Annotated in this window: 33 protein-coding genes; 7 read left to right on the top strand and 26 right to left on the bottom strand. The window is 57.0% G+C overall.

Annotated elements, in window-relative coordinates; all coding sequences use genetic code 11:
- Positions 1 to 5: 5 nt before the first annotated feature.
- Genes atpG through AC8GFZ_RS15885 form a run of 7 tightly spaced genes read right to left on the bottom strand, consistent with a single transcriptional unit; the run spans position 6 to position 5182 of the window.
- Positions 6 to 881 carry a F0F1 ATP synthase subunit gamma gene (atpG, locus tag AC8GFZ_RS15915; protein WP_506645905.1) on the bottom strand — a complete coding sequence of 292 codons (876 nt, stop codon included), beginning with the start codon at positions 879 to 881 and terminating at the stop codon, positions 6 to 8.
- 27 nt (positions 882 to 908) lie between these two features.
- A complete protein-coding gene (atpA, locus tag AC8GFZ_RS15910; protein WP_506645904.1) occupies positions 909 to 2447 on the bottom strand; it encodes a F0F1 ATP synthase subunit alpha in 1539 nt (512 codons plus the stop codon).
- A 47-nt stretch (positions 2448 to 2494) separates the two neighbouring features.
- Positions 2495 to 3025, bottom strand: a complete 531-nt coding sequence (locus AC8GFZ_RS15905; RefSeq protein ID WP_506645903.1) for a F0F1 ATP synthase subunit delta — start codon at positions 3023 to 3025, stop codon at positions 2495 to 2497.
- A gap of 12 nt (positions 3026 to 3037) precedes the next feature.
- On the bottom strand, positions 3038 to 3508 hold the full coding sequence (locus AC8GFZ_RS15900; protein ID WP_506645902.1) for a F0F1 ATP synthase subunit B: 471 nt from the start codon (positions 3506 to 3508) through the stop codon (positions 3038 to 3040).
- Between the two features lie 31 nt (positions 3509 to 3539).
- Complete coding sequence (gene atpE, locus AC8GFZ_RS15895) at positions 3540 to 3788, bottom strand: F0F1 ATP synthase subunit C (RefSeq protein WP_506645901.1); 249 nt, start codon at positions 3786 to 3788, stop codon at positions 3540 to 3542.
- 44 nt (positions 3789 to 3832) lie between these two features.
- Positions 3833 to 4690 carry a F0F1 ATP synthase subunit A gene (atpB, locus tag AC8GFZ_RS15890; RefSeq protein WP_506645900.1) on the bottom strand — a complete coding sequence of 286 codons (858 nt, stop codon included), beginning with the start codon at positions 4688 to 4690 and terminating at the stop codon, positions 3833 to 3835.
- A gap of 3 nt (positions 4691 to 4693) precedes the next feature.
- Positions 4694 to 5182, bottom strand: a complete 489-nt coding sequence (locus AC8GFZ_RS15885) for an ATP synthase subunit I (RefSeq protein WP_506645899.1) — start codon at positions 5180 to 5182, stop codon at positions 4694 to 4696.
- A gap of 117 nt (positions 5183 to 5299) precedes the next feature.
- On the opposite strand from AC8GFZ_RS15885, the gene AC8GFZ_RS15880 reads away from it, so the two are divergent.
- From AC8GFZ_RS15880 to lipA, 4 genes are read left to right on the top strand one after another with little or no spacing between them, the layout of a single operon-like run.
- Positions 5300 to 6205, top strand: coding sequence for an aminotransferase class IV (locus AC8GFZ_RS15880; RefSeq protein WP_506645898.1), 906 nt, complete (start codon positions 5300 to 5302; stop codon positions 6203 to 6205).
- Between the two features lie 3 nt (positions 6206 to 6208).
- Positions 6209 to 6502, top strand: a complete 294-nt coding sequence (locus AC8GFZ_RS15875; RefSeq protein WP_506645897.1) for a YbeD family protein — start codon at positions 6209 to 6211, stop codon at positions 6500 to 6502.
- Positions 6503 to 6530: 28 nt separating this feature from the next.
- Positions 6531 to 7259: a lipoyl(octanoyl) transferase LipB gene (gene lipB / locus AC8GFZ_RS15870; protein ID WP_506645896.1), complete on the top strand. Its 729-nt coding sequence runs from the start codon at positions 6531 to 6533 to the stop codon at positions 7257 to 7259.
- Between the two features lie 10 nt (positions 7260 to 7269).
- A complete protein-coding gene (gene lipA / locus AC8GFZ_RS15865; protein ID WP_506645895.1) occupies positions 7270 to 8268 on the top strand; it encodes a lipoyl synthase in 999 nt (332 codons plus the stop codon).
- A gap of 45 nt (positions 8269 to 8313) precedes the next feature.
- Here lipA and ptsP read toward each other — a convergent pair whose 3' ends face one another.
- The 5 genes from ptsP to AC8GFZ_RS15840 are packed head-to-tail and all read right to left on the bottom strand — an operon-like array spanning position 8314 to position 12596.
- Positions 8314 to 10077 carry a phosphoenolpyruvate--protein phosphotransferase gene (gene ptsP / locus AC8GFZ_RS15860; protein WP_506645894.1) on the bottom strand — a complete coding sequence of 588 codons (1764 nt, stop codon included), beginning with the start codon at positions 10075 to 10077 and terminating at the stop codon, positions 8314 to 8316.
- 46 nt (positions 10078 to 10123) lie between these two features.
- On the bottom strand, positions 10124 to 10390 hold the full coding sequence (locus tag AC8GFZ_RS15855) for an HPr family phosphocarrier protein (RefSeq protein ID WP_506645893.1): 267 nt from the start codon (positions 10388 to 10390) through the stop codon (positions 10124 to 10126).
- A gap of 23 nt (positions 10391 to 10413) precedes the next feature.
- Positions 10414 to 10806, bottom strand: coding sequence for a PTS sugar transporter subunit IIA (locus AC8GFZ_RS15850; RefSeq protein WP_506645892.1), 393 nt, complete (start codon positions 10804 to 10806; stop codon positions 10414 to 10416).
- 18 nt (positions 10807 to 10824) lie between these two features.
- The gene (locus AC8GFZ_RS15845) at positions 10825 to 12069 is read right to left on the bottom strand and encodes an MFS transporter (protein ID WP_506645891.1); all 1245 of its coding nucleotides are present in this window, start codon (positions 12067 to 12069) and stop codon (positions 10825 to 10827) included.
- A complete protein-coding gene (locus AC8GFZ_RS15840) occupies positions 12066 to 12596 on the bottom strand; it encodes a hypothetical protein (RefSeq protein WP_506645890.1) in 531 nt (176 codons plus the stop codon). Before AC8GFZ_RS15840 ends, AC8GFZ_RS15845 begins: the two co-directional genes overlap by 4 nt.
- 87 nt (positions 12597 to 12683) lie before the next feature.
- On the opposite strand from AC8GFZ_RS15840, the gene AC8GFZ_RS15835 reads away from it, so the two are divergent.
- The gene (locus tag AC8GFZ_RS15835) at positions 12684 to 13931 is read left to right on the top strand and encodes a CaiB/BaiF CoA transferase family protein (RefSeq protein WP_506645889.1); all 1248 of its coding nucleotides are present in this window, start codon (positions 12684 to 12686) and stop codon (positions 13929 to 13931) included.
- A gap of 144 nt (positions 13932 to 14075) precedes the next feature.
- Here the strand turns inward: AC8GFZ_RS15835 and AC8GFZ_RS15830 are convergent, their stop codons facing one another.
- Entirely contained in the window at positions 14076 to 14525 is a 450-nt protein-coding gene (locus tag AC8GFZ_RS15830; protein WP_506645888.1) for a c-type cytochrome, read from the bottom strand.
- Between the two features lie 106 nt (positions 14526 to 14631).
- Between AC8GFZ_RS15830 and AC8GFZ_RS15825 the strand changes: the two genes are divergently transcribed.
- Positions 14632 to 15339, top strand: a complete 708-nt coding sequence (locus tag AC8GFZ_RS15825; RefSeq protein WP_506645887.1) for a cytochrome b/b6 domain-containing protein — start codon at positions 14632 to 14634, stop codon at positions 15337 to 15339.
- 12 nt (positions 15340 to 15351) lie between these two features.
- A complete protein-coding gene (locus AC8GFZ_RS15820) occupies positions 15352 to 15834 on the top strand; it encodes a GNAT family N-acetyltransferase (RefSeq protein ID WP_506645886.1) in 483 nt (160 codons plus the stop codon).
- Between the two features lie 95 nt (positions 15835 to 15929).
- Here the strand turns inward: AC8GFZ_RS15820 and AC8GFZ_RS15815 are convergent, their stop codons facing one another.
- The 13 genes from AC8GFZ_RS15815 to AC8GFZ_RS15755 all read right to left on the bottom strand — a co-directional run.
- On the bottom strand, positions 15930 to 16436 hold the full coding sequence (locus AC8GFZ_RS15815) for a peroxiredoxin (protein ID WP_506645885.1): 507 nt from the start codon (positions 16434 to 16436) through the stop codon (positions 15930 to 15932).
- A gap of 107 nt (positions 16437 to 16543) precedes the next feature.
- Positions 16544 to 16813 (bottom strand): 30S ribosomal protein S17, encoded by a 270-nt coding sequence (gene rpsQ, locus AC8GFZ_RS15810; protein ID WP_506645884.1) that lies wholly within the window; start codon positions 16811 to 16813, stop codon positions 16544 to 16546.
- A 9-nt stretch (positions 16814 to 16822) separates the two neighbouring features.
- Positions 16823 to 17017 (bottom strand): 50S ribosomal protein L29, encoded by a 195-nt coding sequence (gene rpmC, locus AC8GFZ_RS15805; protein WP_506645883.1) that lies wholly within the window; start codon positions 17015 to 17017, stop codon positions 16823 to 16825.
- Between the two features lie 16 nt (positions 17018 to 17033).
- Positions 17034 to 17450, bottom strand: coding sequence for a 50S ribosomal protein L16 (rplP, locus tag AC8GFZ_RS15800; RefSeq protein WP_506645882.1), 417 nt, complete (start codon positions 17448 to 17450; stop codon positions 17034 to 17036).
- A gap of 2 nt (positions 17451 to 17452) precedes the next feature.
- Positions 17453 to 18337, bottom strand: coding sequence for a 30S ribosomal protein S3 (rpsC, locus tag AC8GFZ_RS15795; protein ID WP_506645881.1), 885 nt, complete (start codon positions 18335 to 18337; stop codon positions 17453 to 17455).
- Between the two features lie 15 nt (positions 18338 to 18352).
- Positions 18353 to 18685, bottom strand: coding sequence for a 50S ribosomal protein L22 (gene rplV, locus AC8GFZ_RS15790; RefSeq protein ID WP_506645880.1), 333 nt, complete (start codon positions 18683 to 18685; stop codon positions 18353 to 18355).
- A gap of 6 nt (positions 18686 to 18691) precedes the next feature.
- A complete protein-coding gene (gene rpsS, locus AC8GFZ_RS15785) occupies positions 18692 to 18970 on the bottom strand; it encodes a 30S ribosomal protein S19 (RefSeq protein WP_506645879.1) in 279 nt (92 codons plus the stop codon).
- A 12-nt stretch (positions 18971 to 18982) separates the two neighbouring features.
- Positions 18983 to 19807, bottom strand: a complete 825-nt coding sequence (rplB, locus tag AC8GFZ_RS15780; RefSeq protein ID WP_506645878.1) for a 50S ribosomal protein L2 — start codon at positions 19805 to 19807, stop codon at positions 18983 to 18985.
- Positions 19808 to 19809: 2 nt separating this feature from the next.
- Entirely contained in the window at positions 19810 to 20124 is a 315-nt protein-coding gene (gene rplW, locus AC8GFZ_RS15775) for a 50S ribosomal protein L23 (RefSeq protein ID WP_506645877.1), read from the bottom strand.
- Positions 20121 to 20741, bottom strand: a complete 621-nt coding sequence (rplD, locus tag AC8GFZ_RS15770) for a 50S ribosomal protein L4 (RefSeq protein WP_506645876.1) — start codon at positions 20739 to 20741, stop codon at positions 20121 to 20123. The genes rplW and rplD overlap by 4 nt, the downstream gene beginning before the upstream one ends.
- On the bottom strand, positions 20741 to 21412 hold the full coding sequence (gene rplC, locus AC8GFZ_RS15765; protein WP_506645875.1) for a 50S ribosomal protein L3: 672 nt from the start codon (positions 21410 to 21412) through the stop codon (positions 20741 to 20743). The genes rplD and rplC overlap by 1 nt, the downstream gene beginning before the upstream one ends.
- Before the next feature lie 173 nt (positions 21413 to 21585).
- A complete protein-coding gene (gene rpsJ, locus AC8GFZ_RS15760; protein WP_506645874.1) occupies positions 21586 to 21900 on the bottom strand; it encodes a 30S ribosomal protein S10 in 315 nt (104 codons plus the stop codon).
- 71 nt (positions 21901 to 21971) lie between these two features.
- Positions 21972 to 22379: EF-Tu C-terminal domain-related protein (locus tag AC8GFZ_RS15755; RefSeq protein WP_506645873.1), on the bottom strand; the 408-nt coding region annotated here is incomplete at its 5' end.

Raw genomic sequence — 22379 nt, 5'->3', positions numbered from 1 at the left:
TTGCGTTACACCGCCGCTGCGCCGGCCACGATTTCGGACAATTCCTTCGTGATCGCTGCTTGACGGGTTTTGTTGTAGATGAGTTTGAGTTCGCCAATCACACTGCCGGCGTTGTCGGTGGCGGCCTTCATGGCCACCATGCGAGCAGATTGCTCTGAAGCCATGTTTTCGGCCACAGCTTGATAGACCAAGGACTCGATATAGAGCTCCAACAGATCATCAATCACAGCAGGGGCATCAGGCTCATAGAGGTAGTCCCAAGCGTAACTGCCAGAGGCCTTGGTCTCTTCGCGCATCTTGTCTTGCGACAAGGGCAGCAGCTGTTCGATCACTGCCTCTTGCTTCATGGTGTTGATGAATTTGGTGTAGCACAGGTACACCGCGTCCAATTTGCCCTCGGCATATGCATCGAGCATGACTTTGACCGGGCCAATCAACTTTTCCAAATGCGGCGTGTCGCCCAGTTGGGTCACATGGGCGAGCACCGGTGCGCCCACTCGGTTCAGAAACCCCAAACCCTTGTTGCCAATCGCAATGGTTTGCGGCGTGCCACCGTGGACCTGTACGTCCTTGAACTTTTGGGTCAGGGCCCGCAAGATATTGGTGTTCATGCCACCACACAAACCTTTGTCAGTGGTGACCACCACAAAGCCTGTTGACTTGGCCGCGTGAACCTTCATGAAAGGATGCACATACTCGGGGTTGGCTTGACCCAGGTGAGAAGCAATATTGCGCACTTTTTCACTGTAAGGACGGGCCGCACGCATGCGGTCCTGGGCCTTGCGCATTTTGGACGCGGCCACCATTTCCATGGCCTTGGTGATCTTCTTGGTGTTCTCCACCGATTTGATCTTGCCGCGTATTTCCTTGCCTACTGCCATGAAGTGCTCCTTGCCACTGAATGGCGATCAGACGAAGGACTTTTTGAAAGCTTCGATGGCTTTGACCAACTCGGCTTCTGCGTCCTTGTCCATGGCCTTGTCTTTTTCAAGCTTGGCCAACAAGTCAGCGCACTTGTCTTTGAGGTAGTGGTGCAAACCACTCTCAAAATGCAGCACCTGGTTGACTTCAATGTTGTCCAAAAAGCCTTTGTTGGCGGCGTACAAAGTGGCGGCCATCAAGCTGATGGGCAGCGGGCTGTACTGGGCTTGCTTGAGCAACTCGGTCACACGGGCGCCGCGGTCGAGCTGCTTGCGGGTGGCTTCGTCCAAATCAGAAGCAAACTGCGCAAAAGCCGCCAACTCGCGGTACTGGGCCAAGTCGGTACGGATACCGCCCGACAAGCTCTTGACCAATTTGGTTTGAGCAGCACCACCCACACGCGACACGGAAATACCGGCGTTAATGGCTGGGCGAACACCCGCATTGAACAAGGAGGTTTCCAAAAAGATTTGACCGTCAGTGATGGAGATCACGTTGGTGGGCACGAAAGCCGACACGTCACCCGCTTGGGTTTCGATGATGGGCAGCGCAGTGAGTGAGCCGGTTTTGCCTTTGACTTCACCTTTGGTGAAGGCTTCGACGTAGTCGGCGTTGACACGGGCTGCACGCTCGAGCAAACGGCTGTGCAAATAGAACACGTCGCCGGGGTAGGCTTCGCGACCTGGTGGGCGGCGCAGCAGCAAAGACACTTGGCGGTAAGCCACGGCTTGCTTGGACAAATCGTCATACACGATGAGGGCGTCTTGGCCACGGTCGCGGAAGTACTCGCCCATGGTGCAGCCTGAGTAGGCCGACACATACTGCATGGCTGCAGACTCAGAAGCGGAAGCGGCCACCACAATGGTGTAGGCCATGGCGCCAGCTTGCTCGAGAGCACGCACCACGTTTTTGATCGACGAAGCCTTCTGTCCGATGGCCACGTAAATACAGGTCATGTTCTGACCCTTTTGGTTGATGATGGCGTCAATCGCGACAGCGGTTTTACCGGTCTGGCGGTCGCCAATGATCAATTCGCGCTGGCCACGGCCCACAGGCACCATGGAGTCAATAGACTTCAGACCCGTTTGCATGGGCTGGTCCACCGATTGGCGGGCAATCACGCCAGGCGCGACTTTTTCGATCACGTCGGTCATTTTGGCGTTGATCGGGCCTTTGCCATCGATGGGCTGACCCAAGGCATTGACCACGCGGCCGATGAGCTCGGGGCCCACGGGCACTTCCAAAATACGACCCGTGCATTTGACGGTATCGCCTTCGGAGATGTGTTCGTACTCACCCAAGATCACCGAGCCGACAGAGTCGCGCTCCAAGTTCAGCGCCAAGCCGAAGGTGTTGTTGGGGAACTCCAGCATCTCGCCTTGCATCACATCGGACAAGCCGTGGATGCGGCAAATACCGTCGGTGACCGAAATCACTGTGCCTTGGTTGCGCACATTGGTATTGCCTGTCGAGCCCTCGATGCGGGTTTTGATCAGTTCAGAGATTTCTGCGGGATTGAGTTGCATGACTCTTTCCTTCTTCCTATGTATGGGCCAACCTGTGAGCGGGATGCTCAGGCGGTCAGCGCGACTTTCATTTGTTCCAAACGGGCTTTGACTGAGGTGTCAAGCACCTCGTCGCCGACCACCACGCGCACACCGCCAATGAGCTCAGGCTCGAGAGCCACCTGCACCTGGAGCTTGCCGCCAAAACGCTTTTCGATGACCTGGGTCAACTCTCCCAGGGCCTTGGGCTCAATCGGGAAAGGGCTGAAGACCACAGCTTGCCGAACACCTTGCATCGCATTGACCAAGGTGTGAAATTGCCGGGCAATTTCGGGCAAAACGGACAAACGTCCGTTGTCAATCAAGGTGCTCAAAAAATTCACCGCCACGGCGGGTAGATTTTGCGGCCCCACTTGAGTGATCAAAGCCATCACCTGGTCATGGCCCACCTTGGGGTCATGTGCATACTGCTGCAAACCTTCATCAGCGGCCACCACAGCCAAGCCATCCAGCCACTGGGTAGCTTGCGTGACATCGGCCTTGACCACCTGAAACAGGGCTTCAGCGTATGGGCGAGCTAAGGTAGCGATTTCAGCCATGTTGTTACCGCCTCAAAGCTCAGACTTGAGTTGATTGAGCAAATCAGCATGCACACCGGCGTTCACCTCTTTGCGCAAAATTTGCTCAGCACCTTTAACAGCCAAAACCGCGACTTGATCGCGCAACTGATCACGCCCGCGCAGGACAGCCTGTTCGGCTTCTGCTCTGGCTGCAGCGATGATTTTGTTGGCTTCTTCGGTGGCGCGCAACTTGGCCTCGTCAATGATGGCCAAGGCGCGGTGCTCAGCTTCGGCCATGCGCGCAGCAGCTTCAGAGCGGTTTTTGGCCAGCTCGACTTCAACATGCTTGTGTGCATTGGCCAGCTCAAGCTGGGCGTGCTCAGCAGCCTTCAGACCGCTCGCGATTTTTTCAGCTCGCTCGTCCAAGGCGTTGGCGATGGGCGGCCACACGAATTTCATCGTGAACCACACCAGGATCGCAAACACGATCGCCTGGACAAACAGGGTTGCGTTGATACTCACGACAACACCTTTCTATGGGTGAAAGCGGGAATTACTTCAGGACAAAGGGGTTGGCGAAGGCAAACATCATGGCGATACCCACGCCAATCAAGAAAGCAGCATCGATCAGACCGGCCAACAAGAACATTTTGGTTTGCAGTTCGTTCATCAACTCAGGTTGACGAGCGGCCGCCTCCAAATACTTGCTGCCCATGATGCCAATACCAATACAAGCACCAATGGCGCCCAGGCCAATGATCAAGCCAGATGCCAGTGCGACAAAACCAAGAACGTGTTCCATTTGATGCTCCTAAGGAAAAGTGATGGAAGGTTGAAAAAAAGTGATCAGTGCGCGTCGTGCGCCTGCCCGATGTACACCAGTGTCAGCATCATGAAAATGAACGCTTGCAAAGTGATGATCAGAATGTGGAAGATGGCCCAGATGGAGCCCGCGATGATGTGCCCCACGGGCAGCAACACCCCGGACAAAGAGGCCGCAGCTGCACCACCCATCAGGGCAATGAGCATGAACACCAACTCGCCCGCGTACATGTTGCCAAACAGTCGCATGCCGTGGCTGACGGTTTTAGCGGCAAATTCAATCATTTGCATCACAAAGTTGATGGGCCACAAAATGAAATGATTGCCAAATGGTGCCGTGAAAAGCTCGTGCAACCAACCACCAGCGCCTTTGATCTTGATGTTGTAGTAAATGCAGACCAGCAACACAGAACAAGACAAACCCAATGTGGTCGACAAATCAGCTGAGGGAACAACTCGGAGGTAAGCATGATGGGGATCATGGCCACCCATCTCGTAATACTTGGCCCACAACCAAGGCAACAAATCCACCGGCAATAAATCCATGGCGTTCATCAAGAAGATCCAGACGAACACGGTCAGGGCCAAGGGCGCCACCAACTTGCGACTTTCGGCGTTGTGAATGATGCCCTTGGCCTGGTTGTCCACCATCTCCAGCAGCATTTCAACCGCCGCCTGGAACCGACCCGGCACGCCAGCGTGTGCCACGCGAGCAGCACGCCACAAAACGAAACAACCCACAACGCCCAACAAAATGGACCAAAAAATCGAATCCAAGTTGTAAACAGAAAAATCAATGATCCCCGACATCGGCTTGTTTTGCAGATGGGCCAAATGGTGGCCGATGTATTCACCGGCTGTGGGGGCGTGATCAACAGACATTTTTCAGCTCTTTACATCCTGGGTCAAAGGCGTCGGCCTCCAAGCCAACGCCAACAAATAAACTTTCATCGTCACCACCAAGCCCGCCAACAAGGCAGGCCAACTCAAATCCTCAACCACCTGGGGCGCCAGCAACAAAGCCAACACGGTGAGGACGACTTTCACGCCCTCCCACACCAAGAGCCCTGCTGCCGCTGTCAGTGGACTGGCGGTGGTCAGGCGAGAGGTCAAACCCCTCGCAAACAATGCAGCCGGGATAAAAACCGCCGCGGATCCGTAAAAAACAGACACCGCCAAACTGACCCGACCTGACCACCCACCCACCAGCGCAGCCAAGACCACGCCCACAGCAACTTGCCAAAACACCACTCGCCAAACAGACAAAGCGGGGTTTTTTTGGCGCCACTGCGCGGCCTGTTCTGCCGTCAGGGGCTGAAAACTCTCTTCGTCGCCTTCAGGTGTTGCAGCATCGCTTGATTTGCCGGACTGCATTCTGGTCTTGTTGGTTGACATCCAGGTTACGCCCAGCGAATTTCGCAAAGCCCCGCATTCTAGGGCAAAAGTTTTTGACCTTTTGCCATCTAAGGAATTGAGGCGGATAATTCACGCATGAACACTGTGAACCCCATTCCCAACATCCCCTGCCACCTCAACGGACTCACCCTGCCCCTGAACGAGGCCAAAGTCAGCGTGCTCGACCGGGGGTTTATTTTTGGTGACGGCATTTACGAGGTGGCCCCGGTTTACCTCGGCCAATTATTCCGCTTTGAGCAACACATGGCGCGCATGGCGCGTTCTTTGAACGAATTGCGCATACCCAACCCGCACACCGAACCGGCTTGGCGCGCGCTGATCCAAGACCTGCTGCAACAACATGCCCAAAGCCTGGGGCAGGAGGTCAACGAGTTAAACCAAATTGTTTATATCCAGATCACCCGTGGTGTGGCACCCCGCGACCATGCCATGCCGGCTGGGCTCACCCCCACAGTGTTTGTGATGGTCAACGAAATGAAGCCCATCGCCGCCAAAGACCGTGAGAACGGCGTTGCCTGTATCAGCGCCGAAGACTTTCGCTGGGAAAAAGCCCACATCAAAAGCACCAGTTTGCTGGGCGCCGTGTTTTCGCGCCAAATCAGTGCCGATGTGGGTGCCCTGGAAACCGTCATGTTTAGACATGGTTTTTTGAGCGAGGCTGCGGCCAGCAATGTGTGGGTGGTGAAAAACGGTCAGGTTTTTGGCCCCCCAAAAAACCATTTGGTGCTTGAAGGCATCCGCTATGGTTTGATGGACGAAATTTGCGCCCAACAAGGCATTTCTTTCGCCCTGCGCCCGATCACCCGCGCCGAAGTGTTTGATGCCGACGAGTTGTTGTTGAGCTCTGCGACCAAAGAGGTCTTGGCCATCACCAAGCTGGACGGTCAAGCGGTGGGCCATGGCGCTACAGCGGGCAAACCCGGCCCGGTTTACCAACAGATTTATCATGCCTATCAAGCCGCCAAAAAAGCAGTGGCCTGAGCCATGTCAGATCCCAGCCACTCCAGCGCCACAGGCGAGCGCACCACCTTGATCGAATTTCCATGTGATTTCCCGATCAAGGTCATGGGCATCCATGACCCGGGCTTTGTGCCTTCGTTGGTGGAATTGGCGAAGCAATTTGACCCCCAGTTCAATCCCGACAGCATCACGCTGCGGGCCAGCCGAAACGGCACCTACCAAGGGGCCACTTTGACCGTTCGCGCCCTCAACCAAACCCAGTTGGATGGGCTTTACCGTTGCCTGACCCAGCACCCCTTGGTCAAAGTGGTGCTGTGACTGCTGGGTTGGCACAGGCTTGAAGGCCATGGCGCAACAAACCACCACCCCACTGGGCGTTGAAGTGCGCCAAATGGGCCAAGTGGCATACCTGCCCACGTGGCAGGCCATGCAAGACTTCACGGCACAACGCCATGCGGGCACCACCGATCAAATATGGTTGTGCGAGCATCCCCCCGTATTCACACAAGGCTTGGCTGGGCGCGACGAGCACCTGCTGGTGCCTGGCGACATTCCAGTGGTGCGCACCAACCGGGGCGGACAAGTCACGTACCACGGCCCAGGCCAAGTGGTGGCTTACACGCTGATCGACCTCAAGCGCGCGGGCTTTTTTGTCAAAGAGCTGGTCTATCGCATCGAAGAGGCGGTGATCAAAACGCTGTTGCACTTTGGCCTGACCGGGCACAGGGTTGCCGGCGCCGCCGGTGTCTATTTGCGATTGGATGACCCCAGCGGTCATGCGCGCTTGCCCCAGCGGCCACAAAAAACCTTGGCCGATGGCGTGGCTTCAGCGCCAGACTTTGCAGGCATGGGCAAGGTGGCTGCGCTGGGCATCAAAGTCAGCCGCCACTGCAGCTATCACGGCGTGGCCTTGAACGTGGCGATGGACCTTTCCCCCTACCTGCGCATCAACCCTTGTGGCCATGCCGGCTTGCAAACCGTCGATCTTTCTACAATGGGTGTTCATGTGGACCCGACTGATGTGGCCCATGTCTTGGGCCAAAAGCTCACCCTCCAACTTGCGCCCAGAACCTGAGCGATCTGCCATGAGCCAAACCCGTACCCCTGCCGTGCGCGACGCACAAAACACAGATACCTATAACCCCCTGGCCAAGCAAAAAGCAGCTGCCAAGTTGTCGCGCATCCCCGTCAAGGTTGAGCAAGGCGTGCCGGTGCTGAAAAAGCCCGATTGGATTCGGGTCAAAGCCGGCTCGCCGAGCACGCGCTTTTACGAAATCAAAGACATCTTGCGCAAAAACAACTTGGTCACGGTGTGCGAGGAGGCCTCTTGCCCCAACATCGGTGAGTGCTTTGGCAAGGGAACAGCCACCTTCATGATCATGGGCGACAAGTGCACCCGCCGCTGCCCGTTTTGTGACGTGGGCCATGGCCGCCCAGACCCGCTGGACGCGCAAGAGCCCAGCAACCTGGCCCACACGATTGCGGCCTTGAAGCTGAAGTATGTGGTCATCACCAGTGTTGACCGCGATGACCTGCGCGATGGCGGTGCCGCCCATTTTGTGGCCTGCATTGAGCACACGCGGGCACTTTCACCCGACACCCAAATTGAAGTGCTGGTACCCGACTTTCGTGGCCGTGACGATCGCGCGCTGGACATCCTCAAAGCCGCGCCCCCCGATGTGATGAACCACAACTTGGAAACGGTGCCGCGCTTATATGCCCAAGCCCGCCCCGGCAGCGACTATCAATTCAGCCTGAACCTGCTGAAAAAATTCAAGTTACTGTTCCCCCAAGTGCCCACCAAAAGCGGGCTGATGGTGGGCCTGGGCGAAACCGACGAAGAGATTTTGGCGGTGATGCAAGACATGCGCGATCATTTGATTGATCGCATCACCATTGGCCAATACCTGGCCCCCAGCAGCAGCCATTTACCGGTGCGCCGCTACGTCCACCCCGACACCTTCAAAATGTTTGAAGCCAAGGCCTACGAGATGGGGTTTCAACACGCGGCGGTGGGAGCGATGGTGCGCTCAAGTTACCACGCCGATCAACAGGCACATGCGGCGGAAAGCCGCGCCATTTAAGGCACAGTGGCACGCGTACAGCTGCCTTGGGCCCCAGGCCTGAGGTCAAGCTGAGGCCATCAACTCCGCTGGGTTGTCGCTGGCCAAAACCTTTTGTGCCCAAGGTTTTAAGCGTGAGGTATCGCTGCGCAACACGACTTGCTTGACCGCCAAAATTTGGGTCGGGTGCATGGAAAAGCTGCGCAAGCCCATGCCCAGCAACAAACGGGTGAGACTGGGGTCGCCCGCCATTTCGCCACACACGCTGATCGTCTTGTCCTGTGATTGACCTTGGGCAATGGTGTTGGCCACCAAATGCAAGATCGCCGGATGCAGTGGATCGTACAAATCGGCCACTTGCTCATCGGCACGGTCAATGGCCAAGGTGTATTGGATCAAGTCGTTGGTGCCGATGGACAGAAAGTCAAAATAAGACAAAAACATGGGCACGGTCAAAGCGGCGGCTGGGATCTCAATCATCGCGCCGACCTTGAGCGGACCATAGGCCACGCCTTGCGCATCGAGTTGCGTGCGAGCGCGCGCCAGCAAAGCCAGGGTTTGGCGAATTTCTTTGCCGTGGGCCAGCATGGGAATGAGCAAATTCACTTGGCCATGCGCCGCCGCTCGCAAAATCGCCCGCAACTGGGTCAAGAACATGGCCGGGTCGGCCAAGCTCCAACGGATGGCGCGCAATCCCAACGCCGGATTGAGGTGGGCGGTTTCACGCACATTGCGGTCCAACGGTTTATCGGCACCAATGTCGACGGTGCGAATGGTCACTGGCAAACCCTGCATGCCCTCAACGGCACGACGGTAGGCCTGGTATTGCTCTTCTTCACCCGGCAAATTGCCCGCACGCCCCATGAACAAAAATTCACTGCGAAACAGGCCCACCCCCACCGCACCAGCGGCCAATGCAGCGGTGGCGTCTTCGGGCATTTCAATGTTGGCCAGCAATTCAATTTTTTGACCGTCCAAGGTCAAGGCGGGCGTCAAGCGCAGGCGTGAAAGGCGCTCACGTTCCAAGCTGGCTTGGCGTTGCTTGAAGCCATATTCGGCCAGCACGATGGGCGAGGGGTCAACGATCATCACGCCAGCATCGCCGTCGATGATGACCCAGTCGTCTTGCTTGACCCAATGGCTGGCATTGCGGGCCCCCACAACCGCGGGGATGTCTAGGCTGCGCGCCACGATCGCGGTGTGCGAAGTTTTGCCGCCCACATCAGTGACAAAACCTGCAAACACACTTTGTTTGAATTGCAGCATGTCAGCGGGCGACAGGTCGTGCGCCACCAACACCAGGGGCACGTCTTCGGTGTCTTCCAACAGCAGGTCTTGCTGGCGTTGGCTGCCCGGGCGGCGCACCGCTGGTTGCGGCATGCCCGTGGGCGCCCCCTTGAGTTGACGCAACACGCGCTCGACCACTTGCTCCAAGTCGGCCTTGCGCTCGCGCAGATAGAGGTCTTCCATTTCGTCAAACTGGCGCGCCACCACATCGAGTTGGCTGGTCAACGCCCATTCGGCGTTGTAGAGGCGCTCGCTGATCCAATGGGCCACGCCCTCGGCCAGCAACTCATCTTGCAGCAGCATCAAATGCACATCGAGCAAGGCGGCCAACTCGGCGGGCGCATCTTTGGGCAAGGCCAATTGCAATCGCTGTACCTCTTGGAACACCACCTCTTTGGCGCGCTTCAAGCGATCAATTTCGCCATCAATTTGGTCTGGTTTGATGAAGTAATGGGCCACATCAACACGGCTGGAGGCGACCAACACGGCGCGGCCAATGGCAATGCCCCGCGCGACGGCCAATCCATGGATGGAAAAGGTCATCTCAGGCCCTTACGGTCATGGGTGCGACGCAAAACCAGCCTGGTCATCACTCGCCTTCGCCAAACTTGTCGGCCATCAGCGCCAACAAAGCCTGCATGGCTTCTTGCTCTTGATCGCCCACGGTTTCCAGGGTCACTTGGCTGCCCACCCCAGCGGCCAACATCATCACCCCCATGATGCTTTTGGCATTGACGCGGCGCTCACCCTTGGAGAGCCAAACTTCGCATGGAAAACTGCCTGCGAGTTTGGTGAGCTTGGCCGAGGCACGCGCATGCAAGCCCAGTTTGTTGACGATGGTGGTGTTTTCAATCATGGGTATCAATCGCTTATAAATAATCAGACCGGGGGTGAGATTTCCACCACCCCCAAGGCGCCGCCGGTCATTGCACGCTGCACCAAGCCCTCGATGGGTTCGTGGCGATAACAGACGCTGCGCAGCAGCATGGGCAAATTGACGCCAGCAATGATCTTGGCTTTGCGGTCCCGCGCCCATTGCTGTGCGACGTTGGCGGGGGTGGCCCCCAGCACATCGGTGAGCACCAGCACATCACCATTGGGAACTCCAGCCCACAATTGCTGTGCGGCTTGCAAACTTTGCTCTGGTGTGTCGTCGGCTTTCACATCCAAGGCCAACACCTCGGCCGCACATTCGGGATACACATGCATCGCACAAGCCTTGAGCGCTTGGGCCAATGGGGCGTGGGCAACGATGAAGATGCGGTTGTTCATGGCGGGCGATGGACGGTCTCAAGCGGAGGGCTGTTGATTATCTCCGCGCGCCCACCAAAAATAGCCGTAGCCGCCAAGGCTGCACAGCATGAAAAAGCCCAGGGCGCCTTGGTAAGCGGCGGTAATGCTCCATCCGGCGGCCAATAAGGCATCTATCCACAAACCCATGCCCCATTGGATGACAAATACACCGGCAAAAACCACCAGGTTGTAAGCCGACAAGGCGCGTCCCGCCAAGTGCGATGGGAACGCCATGCCCACCGCTGGTTGGGCCAAAGAGACCACCGTGTTGGTGATGAAAAAGGCAATCCAGGTCACTGTGCCGGTGTCTGCCCCACCCCACACCACGCCCAACATGGCCAACAAATTGAACGGTACCCCCCAACCAATCAGCCGGTTGGCGGTGTAGCCATGGCGGGTCAGCCAAGGGTTGACCATGCCCCAGCCCCAAAAAGCCAGCAGCATGCTAACGTTGATCCAAAACAAACCGGTGGCAGCCTCCAATGCGGTGTAACCCGAGACTTTGTTCAACCATGGCCCCGCCCACAGGGTTTGCATCGCGACCAAGCCCCCGTAACTGAAAAAGCCCAATGGCGACATGCGTCGAAAATAAGGGTGTCGCCAGACCTCAAGGTATACACGCCACCAGGGCTGATCTTTTTCCTTGGCGGCCGCTGGTGCAGGCACGGTCTCCCACTTGGGCACCCACCACCAGATGAACACCATGGACAACAACACCATGCCAGCCATGGCCCAAAACAAAATCCGCCAGCCCACCATAGGCAATAGCCACTGCACTGGCAAAGTGGAAGACAACATGCCCAAGGAGCCGGTCATCAACATCCATGAGTTGGCGCGCATTTGGGTGGGTGCGTCAAACCAGCGCCGATACGCGGTCAACGGCGCCATCAGGCAGCAAGACACGCCCACACCGGTGAGGATGCGAGCCAAAAATAAACCCGTGAAGCTGTCGGCACAAGCAAACGCCACACAACCCAATACCGCCGCCACCAAAAATGACAAGATCACTTTGTTCGGGCCATGGCGGTCGAGCCAATTGCCCATGGGCAATTGCATGAGTGAAAAACCCAAAAAGTAACCGCCGGCCAGCAGGCCCAAGTCGCTCGATTGCAAGCCAAACTCGGGGATCAAGGTGGGAGACAACGTGGCGGTGATGGCACGCACCAAAGCCGACAAGTAATAGGTGAAGGCAAAGCACAGGAACACCCGTACCGCCATGGATCTGGACAAGGCTGAGCTCATGGCTGTGCGATTCCTGAAAAATAGGTGTCAGCCGCAGCCTCCACGGAACGGTCTTGCATGGGTGCATACACCGCAGTTTGGTATACCCAGCCACCTTGCGCAAACCACAAGCTGCGCACCTGTCGGCTGGGGCCATCGACGGCCCACTGAGAAGGGTTGGCATCGCCACCAACGGCTCTCACAGTCACCGTCTGGGCTTGTACGGCGTCTGCACGAGCACCCCAACTGACCAAACTGGCCTGTTGCCAGGCCTGGATGGCGTCCGAAGCCTGCCAACCTGCAGGCAAAGACATTGCCGCAAAACTGAAGTCCTTCCCCTGGGCAGAACAAGCCTGCATGTGCAGCACCGTGGCTTGCTCGCGCAAGGCGATATTGCGTTCAGCCACATCGGGCTTGCACGGCATCAGCACCCGCACCGGCGCAGATGCATGGCGCACCTCGCGCCAATTCAGCGCGGGGCTGCAACTGGCGATACCGGCGCACAGGCCAAGGATCAAGGCCCGGGCGACGGGGCTGGGTTTACACATGGGCTGGATTATCCCTGCCCAGACCAGACGCTTGAACCGCCTTGTCTGAGCCACGCTCCCAGGTCTTTTCTGGTTCACAATTCGGTCATGAATTCTTTAGACGGCATCCGCATTCTTGATCTCTCCCGTGTGCTGGCCGGGCCTTGGTGCACCCAGACCTTGGCCGACCTGGGAGCCGATGTCATCAAGGTTGAAAAACCAGGCTTGGGTGACGACACCCGCGGCTGGGGCCCGCCCTTCTTGGCCGACACACAGGGCAAGGACACCACCGATGCGGCTTATTACTTGAGCACCAACCGCAACAAACGCTCCATCACCTGCGACATAGCCAAGCCCGAAGGTCAGGCTTTGATGCGCGAGTTGGTGGCCCATTGCGATGTGTTCATTGAAAACTTCAAGGTGGGCGATATGGCCCGCTATGGTCTGGACGCACCCAGCCTGTTGGCCATCAACCCACGCTTGGTTTATTGCAGCGTGACTGGTTTTGGCCAAACCGGCCCATACAGCGACCGTGCTGGCTATGACTACGCCGTGCAAGGCATGGGCGGCTTGATGAGCGTCACTGGCGAACGTGACGATTTGGGTGGTGGCCCGCAGAAAGTGGGCGTGGCCGTGGCCGATTTGTTCACCGGCATGTACGCCAGTGTGGGCATCTTGGCCGCATTGCGCCATGTTGCACTCACCGGCATGGGCCAACACATTGACATGGCTTTGCTCGACACCCAAGTGGCCATGCTCGCCAATTTAGGTGCCAACTATTTGGTCTCTGGACAAAAAACCGGCAAGGTGCCGGGTCGCGCTGGTAACGCACACCAAAACATCGTGCCTTACCAAGTGTTTGAAACCGCGCCATCAGAAACCGGTGAAAAAGACCATTTGATTTTGGCCGTGGGCAACGACAGCCAGTTTGTGAAATTTTGTGCTGTGGCCGGCCTGGGCCACTTGCCCTTGGACCCCCAATACGCCACCAACCAAGCCCGGGTGCGACACCGTGGGGTGTTGGTGCCCCTGTTGGCCACGACCATGAAGTCCCGGCGCAAAGCAGACTGGCTCAGCGCATTGGAAGCGGCCAAAGTGCCTTGCGGGGCCATCAACAATTTGGCCGAGGTCTTCAGCGACCCCCATATCCAAGCCCGTGGCATGGTGTCAAGCTGGGAACACCCGTTGGCTGGACCGGTGAATTTGGTGGCCAGCCCGCTCAAGCTCAGCCGCACACCGGTGCGCCAAGACCATCCCCCACCGCTGTTGGGAGAGCACACCGAGGCTGTGCTCAGCGAAGTGCTGGGTTATGGTGCTGCAGATATGGCCCGCTTGCGCGACCAAAACATCATTTGAAGTGCGCTTGGCCTCAGGGCTGTTGGCTGGAATGCATCAGTGCTTGGGCTTGCCATGCTGATGGCCCTTTTTTGATGGCCCTCTTTGCAAGGTGCCATTTGCCACCCAGCCCTTGATCAAAAGGGCGGGTGGCTGGGAAAACCATCAGTCTTTGCGGAAGTTGTCATGGCAGCCCTTGCAGGTGCCACCGGTGGCTGCAAATGCCGTCTTGAGGTTGTCCAAGTTGCCCGTTTTGGCAGCGGCGTTGAGTTTGGTGGCCTCGGCTTGGAGTTTGTCACCTGCCTCTTTGAATTTGGCAGCATCTTTCCAAATTTCGGGCTTGGCGCGTGTCTCGCCCTTGTCGCTGCCTTCTGTGAAAGCGGCCCAATGCAGTTTGGACATGACTTCCACCACCGCAGCGTTATCAGCTGCGGCTTTGGCGTCAAAAGGGACACGTCCCTGGGCCATGGCGCCGATGCGCCCAAAGTGTTGGCCCATCACAAAGAAGCTGCTTTTGCGGTACTTGATGGCATCTTCGGGCTTGGCAAATTGGGCCATGGCAGGCAATGCTGTCAGGGTTGCGGCAATGATCAACAGGTTGCGCTTGAATGTCATGGGTTTCTCCTGGGTAAGGGGGATGCGGGAATGAAGTACTGCAGTATAAAGTGCTTACTTTAAAGCTTTGTGAATAACGCAAGTTTTTTCATGTATCTTGTGACCCATGCATTCAACCCCAGCCACTGACCCGCCCCCAACTGTCCGCGTCTGGGATTTGCCCACGCGTTTGTTTCATTGGCTTTTGGTGGTCTGCGTGGTAGGCCTGGTCGTGACTGGCAACATTGGCGGCGACATGATGACATGGCACGCACGTTTTGGCTTCGCCGTTTTGACCTTGGTGCTGTTTCGGTTGACTTGGGGCTTTTGGGGAGGTTACTGGTCTCGGTTTCAGCGGTTTCAGTTGCACCCCCAATCAGCCATCACTTATGTGCGCGCCATCCAACGGGGCGAGCACACACCGCAACTCGGTCACAACCCCTTGGGTGCTTGGTCGGTCTGTTGTATCTTGGTCTTGTTGGCATTACAAATCGCCTCGGGCATGGTGGCTGATGACGAAATTTCGTTCACTGGCCCCTTCAGCCAATGGGTCTCCGGTCAATCGGTCACTTGGGCCACTTGGTACCACAAGGCGGTCGGCAAAAAGCTGCTCTTGTTGTGGTTTGGCCTGCACATGCTGGCCATGGTGTTTCATCGCTGGCGTTTTGGCGAGAACCTGGTGACAGCCATGTTCAGTGGTGACAAGGTTTTCCCTTTTGAGGCCACAGCCTCACAAGACCGCGCTGTCCACCGTTTCCGGGCTTTGCTCACGCTTGTGGTTTGCGCAGGTTTGGTTGTTTGGTTGGTCAATCTGCCCATGCCTGGCAGCCCATGAATGCATCTGCGCATGGCCAATACCCAGATCATCAGCCCCGACACACCAGACCTGCTGGCGCAGGCGGCCACCATTTTCAGAGAATACGCCCAGTCTTTATCCATTGATCTGGGCTTTCAAGGCTTTGCGCAAGAGCTCGCCTTGCTGCCTGGCGACTACGCTGCCCCACGCGGCGCCTTGCTATTGGCCACCGTAGATGGTTTGGTGGCCGGCTGCTGTGCCTTGCGCCCCTTGGACGGCTGCGATTACGCCAATGCCAGCGAGATGAAGCGCTTATATGTGCGAAGCGCCTTCCGCGGTTTTGGTTTGGGCCGAGAGCTGGCCTCACGCACCCTTGACCTGGCCCGCCAAGCCGGCTACAGCCATGTATTGCTCGACACCTTGGACGATATGGAAGCGGCCCGCTCGCTGTACTTGGAGTTGGGTTTTGAGGAAATCCCTCCTTACTATCACAACCCCATTGCCGGAGCGCATTACCTCAAAGTCGATCTTTGAAGCGCCCACACTGCTCAAACTTTGGCATGCCCAAAACAAAAGCCCCCTGGCGGGGGCTTTTTGCATCATGCGCTCAAATGGCGCACAAGCTTTGCTCAAGCTTTGGCTTGGGCCAACATGGTTTGGGCGTCGCTGACCTCGAACTTGCCGGGGCCTTCCACGTTCAAAGTGGCGACCTTGCCGTCTTTGATCAACATGGAGTAGCGGTTGCTGCGCAAACCCATGCCACGCGCCGTCAAATCCAAGCTCAATCCGGTTGCTTTGGTGAAGTCTGCGCTGCCGTCACCGAGCATGCGCACTTTGCCAGTGGTGTGCTGTTCACGGGCCCAAGCACCCATCACAAACGCATCATTGACGCTGACGCACCAAATCTCATCCACGCCAGCCTTTTTCAGGTCGTCGAAATGCGTGACATAACCGGGCACATGTTTGGCCGAGCAAGTGGGGGTGAAAGCGCCTGGCAAGGCGAACAATGCGATGGTTTTACCTGCCGAGGCTTTGGCCACATCGACCGGGTTGGGGCCAATGCTGCAGCCATTGCCTTCGACTTCTGAATATTCCATCAGGGTGGCGGTGGGGAGGGCGTCTCCGACTTTGATCATGGTGAACTCCTGTGCAAGGTTGAAATAAAGATATTGGAATGTACCAATGAAAAACGACCCTATTGTGGGTCGTTTTTCAAAGTCTGACAGCGCTGAGGGTGATCAACTCAAACTGCAGCTGCTTTCTCAACCAAACGGGTGGCAACCCAGCTTTTGGTTTTGGAGATGGGGCGGCTTTCAGTGATCTCGATCACGTCACCCATGTGGTACTCGCCTTGCTCGTCGTGCGCATGGTATTTGCTCGATTTGCCCACGATCTTGCCGTAGAGGGCGTGCTTGACGCGGCGCTCTACCAACACGGTCACGGTTTTGGCGCGTTTGTCGCTGACCACCTTGCCAATCAAGGTGCGCTTGAGGGATTTTTTCGGTTCCGTCATGTTCGATCCTTATTTGGCCGCTTGCTTTTGGACCAAAATAGTTTTGGCCCGCGCAATGCTGCGGCGGGTGACGCGCATTTGGGCAGTGTTGTTAAGTTGTTGGGTGGCTTTTTGCATGCGCATGGCAAAGTGGGCTTTTTGCAGCTCTTTGACTTCGGTTTGCAAGGCGGCCACATCTTTTTGGCGCAATTCGGATGCTTTCATCGTCATATCTCCTGGCTCATTGGCCCATCATGCGGGCCACAAACGTGGTCCGCAAAGGCAATTTGGCAGCGGCCAAACGGAATGCTTCACGCGCCAATTGCTCGGGCACGCCAACGATCTCGTACAACACCTTACCGGGCTGGATTTCAGCCACGTAGTACTCGGGGTTGCCCTTGCCGTTGCCCATGCGAACCTCGGCAGGTTTTTGGGAGATGGGCTTGTCAGGAAAGATCCGAATCCAAATGCGTCCACCCCGTTTGACGTGGCGAGAGATCGCACGGCGAGCAGATTCAATTTGGCGGGCTGTCAAGCGACCACGGTCGGTTGATTTGAGGCCAAAGTCACCAAAGGCCACGGTATTGCCACGGGTGGCGATACCGGTGTTGCGGCCTTTTTGTTCTTTGCGGTATTTGCGGCGCGCTGGTTGCAGCATGCTTATTCTCCTTTTCCGTCCGCAACCGTGCCAGTGGATGCGGGCGCGGACACTTTACGAACGCGCTTAACGGTGGTTTTCGGTGCATCGGTGGCTTCGGCTGGCTTGTCGCTGCCATCCACCGGTGCGGCTTGGGTTCCTTCAGGTCGGCGTCCGCCACGGGCAGGACGGTCACCCGTGGGGCGTGCATCACGGCGCGGGCCGCGAGGGCGACGATCATCTTCATTGCGGGGCTCGGGAACGCCTGGGGCATCATTGCGGCCCAGGGTGTCGCCTTTGTAGACCCACACTTTGACGCCAATCACACCATAGGTGGTCTTGGCCTCTGAAAAGCCGTAGTCGATGTCTGCACGCAAGGTGTGCAATGGCACGCGGCCTTCGCGATACCACTCGGTGCGAGCAATTTCGATGCCGTTCAAGCGGCCAGCCGACATGATCTTGATGCCTTGGGCGCCCAAACGCATGGCGTTTTGCATGGCGCGCTTCATGGCACGGCGGAACATGATGCGTTTTTCGAGCTGCTGGGTGATGCTGTCGGCAATCAGTTGTGCATCGATTTCGGGCTTGCGCACTTCTTCGATGTTGACAGCAACCGGCACGCCCAGGCGCTGGGCCAGGTCGCGCTTGAGGTTTTCAATGTCCTCACCTTTTTTACCGATGACCACGCCGGGGCGTGCGGAATAAATGGTGATGCGGGCATTCTTGGCAGGTCGCTCGATCAACACACGCGAAACCGCTGCATTTTTCAGCTTGACCTTCAGGTACTCACGCACCTTGATGTCTTCGGCCAACATCCCAGCAAAGTCGCGGTTGCTGGCATACCAACGGCTGGCCCAATTGCGGCTCACCGACAGGCGGAAACCGGTGGGGTGGATTTTTTGTCCCATATCTTCCTAGACCTTTCAGTTGCCAACCGTCACATACACGTGGCATGTGGGCTTGCTGATGCGGTTGCCACGGCCTTTGGCGCGTGCGGTGAAACGCTTGAGAGTGGCACCTTGTTCGACGTAAATGGTTTTCACCTTCAACTCATCGATATCAGCACCATCGTTGTGTTCTGCGTTGGCAATGGCTGACTCCAGCACTTTTTTGACAATGCCAGCGGCCTTCTTCTGGGTGAAGTTCAGGATATTGAGCGCCTGATCCACTTTTTTGCCCCGAATCAGGTCGGCAACCAAACGGCCTTTGTCGACCGACAGGCGAACGCCTCTGAGGACTGCACGTGTTTCCATCATGGCTCCTTACTTTTTCTGGACTTTTTTGTCCGCCGGATGACCCTTGAAATTACGGGTCAGGGCGAATTCACCCAGCTTGTGCCCGACCATTTGGTCAGTCACATACACAGGGACGTGTTGCTTGCCGTTGTGAACAGCAATGGTCAAGCCGATGAACTCTGGCAGGATCACGGAGCGACGCGACCAGGTTTTGATCGGTTTTTTGTCTTTGTTGGTCACGGCTTTATCAGCCTTGGCCAACAAGTGATGGTCAACGAAAGGACCTTTTTTGAGCGAGCGAGTCATTGTGCCTACCCCTTATTTCTTGCGACGCGAGACGATCATGACTTGCGTGCGCTTGTTGTTGCGGGTGCGGTAGCCTTTGGTCAGGTTGCCCCATGGGTCAACCGGAGCGCGGCCTTCGCCTGTGCGTCCTTCACCACCACCGTGCGGGTGATCCACCGGGTTCATGGCGACGCCACGCACGGTGGGGCGAATACCCATCCAGCGCTTGACACCGGCCTTGCCCAATTGGCGCAAGCTGTGCTCTTCATTGGCGACTTCGCCGATGGTGGCGCGGCATTCGATGTGGATCTTGCGAACCTCACCGGAGCGCATGCGCACCTGGGCGTAAGTGCCTTCACGTGCCAACAAAGTGGCAGAGGTGCCCGCAGAGCGCGCGATTTGAGCGCCTTTGCCAGGTTGCAACTCGATGCAATGAATGGTCGAGCCCACCGGAATGTTGCGAATGGGCAGTGCGTTACCGGCGCGAATGGGCGCTTCTGCACCACTCATCAGGCTGGCGCCCACTTCCAAGCCACGCGGTGCAATGATGTAGCGACGCTCGCCATCGGCGTAGCACAACAAAGCAATGTGGGCTGTGCGGTTGGGGTCGTACTCCACGCGCTCAACCTTGGCGGGAATGCCGTCCTTGTTGCGACGGAAATCGACCACGCGGTAATGGTGCTTGTGACCACCGCCTTTGTGGCGGGTGGTGATGTGACCATTGTTGTTGCGACCTGCTTTTTGGAACTGCGGCTCCAACAAAGGCGCATAAGGATCACCTTTGTAGAGGTGGTCGCGGGTGACCTTGACCACGGCACGGCGGCCGGGTGAGGTCGGTTTCATTTTGATGACCGCCATGATTACGCAGCCTCCCCAGACAGGTTGAGCTCTTGGCCGGCTTTCAGCGTCACATAAGCCTTGCGAATGTTGTCGCGGCGGCCCATGGAACGACCAAAGCGCTTGCTCTTGCCCTTGATATTGACCACGGAAACGCCCTTGACCTCGACCTTGAACATCAGTTCAACGGCTGCCTTGATCTCGGGCTTGGTGGCGTTTTGCAACACGCGGAAGGTGACAGAGTTGTTTTTCTCAGCCACCATGGTCGCTTTTTCAGACACGATGGGAGCCACCAAAACCGCCATCAGGCGACCTTCGTCATATTTCACTGCGCTCATGCGAACATCTCCTTGAGCTGATCGATGGCCGCCTTGGTGACCAGCACTTTTTTGTAATGCACCAGCGACAAAGGATCTGCGTAACGGGGCTCAACCACCAGCACATTGGGCAGGTTGCGAGAAGCCAAGTAAAGGTTGTCGTCGACCACATCCGAAATCACCAGCACCGATTGCAGGTTCATGGCCTTGAATTTGGCCGCCAGCAATTTGGTTTTGGGCGCTTCAATTTTGAGCGAATCCACCACAGCCAAACGACCTTCACGCGCCAACTGGGAGAAGATGGCGGCCATGCCGGCACGGTACATCTTCTTGTTGATTTTTTGGGTGAAGTTTTCTTCTGGGCTGTTCGGGAAAATCCGACCGCCGCCGCGCCACAAGGGCGATGACGTCATACCAGCGCGAGCGCGACCGGTGCCTTTTTGTTTGAACGGCTTTTTGGTCGAGTGCTTGACCATTTGGCGGTCTTTTTGAGCACGCGTGCCTTGGCGAGCGTTGGCCTGGTAAGCCACCACAATTTGGTGCACCAGGTCTTCGTTGTATTCGCGACCAAACACGGTTTCAGGCGCATCGTATTTGGACGAAGCCTGACCCTGGTCATTGAGGAGTTCGAGCTGCATCAGTTCGCTCCTTTGGACTTGGCTTTGATGGCAGGGCGCACGGTGACGAAGCCACCGGCCGAACCAGGCACTGCGCCACGGATGAGCAACAACTGACGCGCTTCATCGATGCGCACCACGTCGAGGTTTTGCGTGGTGACCGTTTCGTCACCCATATGACCCGACATGCGCTTACCAGGGAACACACGACCTGGGTCTTGCGCCATAGAGATCGAACCCGGCACATTGTGCGAACGGCTGTTACCGTGCGATGCGCGCTGGGAATGAAAGTTGTGGCGCTTGATCGTGCCCGCAAAACCCTTGCCGATGGAGGTGCCCTGCACATCCACTTTTTGGCCCACGCTGAACACAGCGCTGACCGGCACAGCAGAGCCTGCCGCATATTGGGCAGCGGTCTCAGCAGTGACGCGGAATTCTTGGGTGATTTCGCCAGCTTTGACGCCAGCCTTGGCCAAATGGCCAGCGGCGGGCTTGGACACACGCGAAGCTTTGCGCGAACCAAATGTGACCTGCAAGGCCACATAGCCGTCGTTTTCTTGGGTTTTCACCTGAGACACGCGGTTGTCAGACACATCCACCACCGTGACAGGAACAGTATCCCCGTCATCGGTGAACAGACGCATCATGCCCACCTTGCGGCCCAGCAGTCCCAATAGGGTGCTATGACTCATTGTTTTCTCCAAAACTCTCACCGCGACCACTTCAATTGGCAGCCACGTTTTGACGTGAAAGAAGGTTGATAATTCTCACTGGCGCCAGTGAGCCCATGATTATATCTGAACTTTGGGTTCAGCACAAGCCTTGGGCACAAAGCTTAAATTGGCCCCCGCGAAGGGGCCCTCACTCACTGCAACTTGATTTCGACATCCACGCCCGCGGGCAAGTCGAGCTTCATCAAGGCATCCACGGTTTTGTCAGTGGGGTCCACGATGTCCATCAATCGCTGGTGCGTGCGAATCTCGAGTTGGTCGCGGCTGGATTTGTTGACGTGCGGTGAACGCAAGATGTCAAAGCGCTTCATGCGTGTCGGCAAGGGCACAGGGCCTTTGACGATCGCGCCGGTGCGCTTGGCAGTGTCAACAATTTCGGCCGCAGACTGGTCGATCAATTTGTAATCAAACGCCTTGAGGCGGATGCGAATTTTTTGCTTGGCAGACATTTTTATTCCTGGTCAGTTCAGGCCCGAGGCGCGCCGCACCGGCGCGTGCACAAGGGCCAAGAGCTTATGGGTTAGGCCATGATCTTGGCAACAACGCCGGCGCCGACGGTTTTACCGCCCTCGCGGATGGCAAAGCGCAAGCCCTCTTCCATCGCAATCGGGTGGATCAACTTCACCGTGATCGACACGTTGTCACCCGGCATCACCATCTCTTTGCCCTCTGGCAACTCGATGGCGCCCGTCACGTCCGTCGTGCGGAAGTAAAACTGGGGGCGGTAGTTGTTGAAGAAAGGCGTGTGGCGACCACCCTCGTCTTTGCTCAACACATAAATCTCAGCCGTGAAGTGGGTGTGCGGCTTGATCGAACCGGGCTTGCACAGCACCTGGCCGCGCTGCACGTCTTCGCGCTTGGTGCCGCGCAACAAAATTCCCACGTTGTCGCCCGCTTGACCTTGGTCCAGCAGTTTGCGGAACATCTC

Source organism: Limnohabitans rimovensis (SeqCode) (assembly GCF_965234775.1).
Lineage (GTDB): Bacteria > Pseudomonadota > Gammaproteobacteria > Burkholderiales > Burkholderiaceae_C > Limnohabitans > Limnohabitans rimovensis.
The sequence above is the reverse complement of the archived record's forward strand: the minus strand, read 5'-3'. Positions and strand labels throughout refer to the sequence as shown.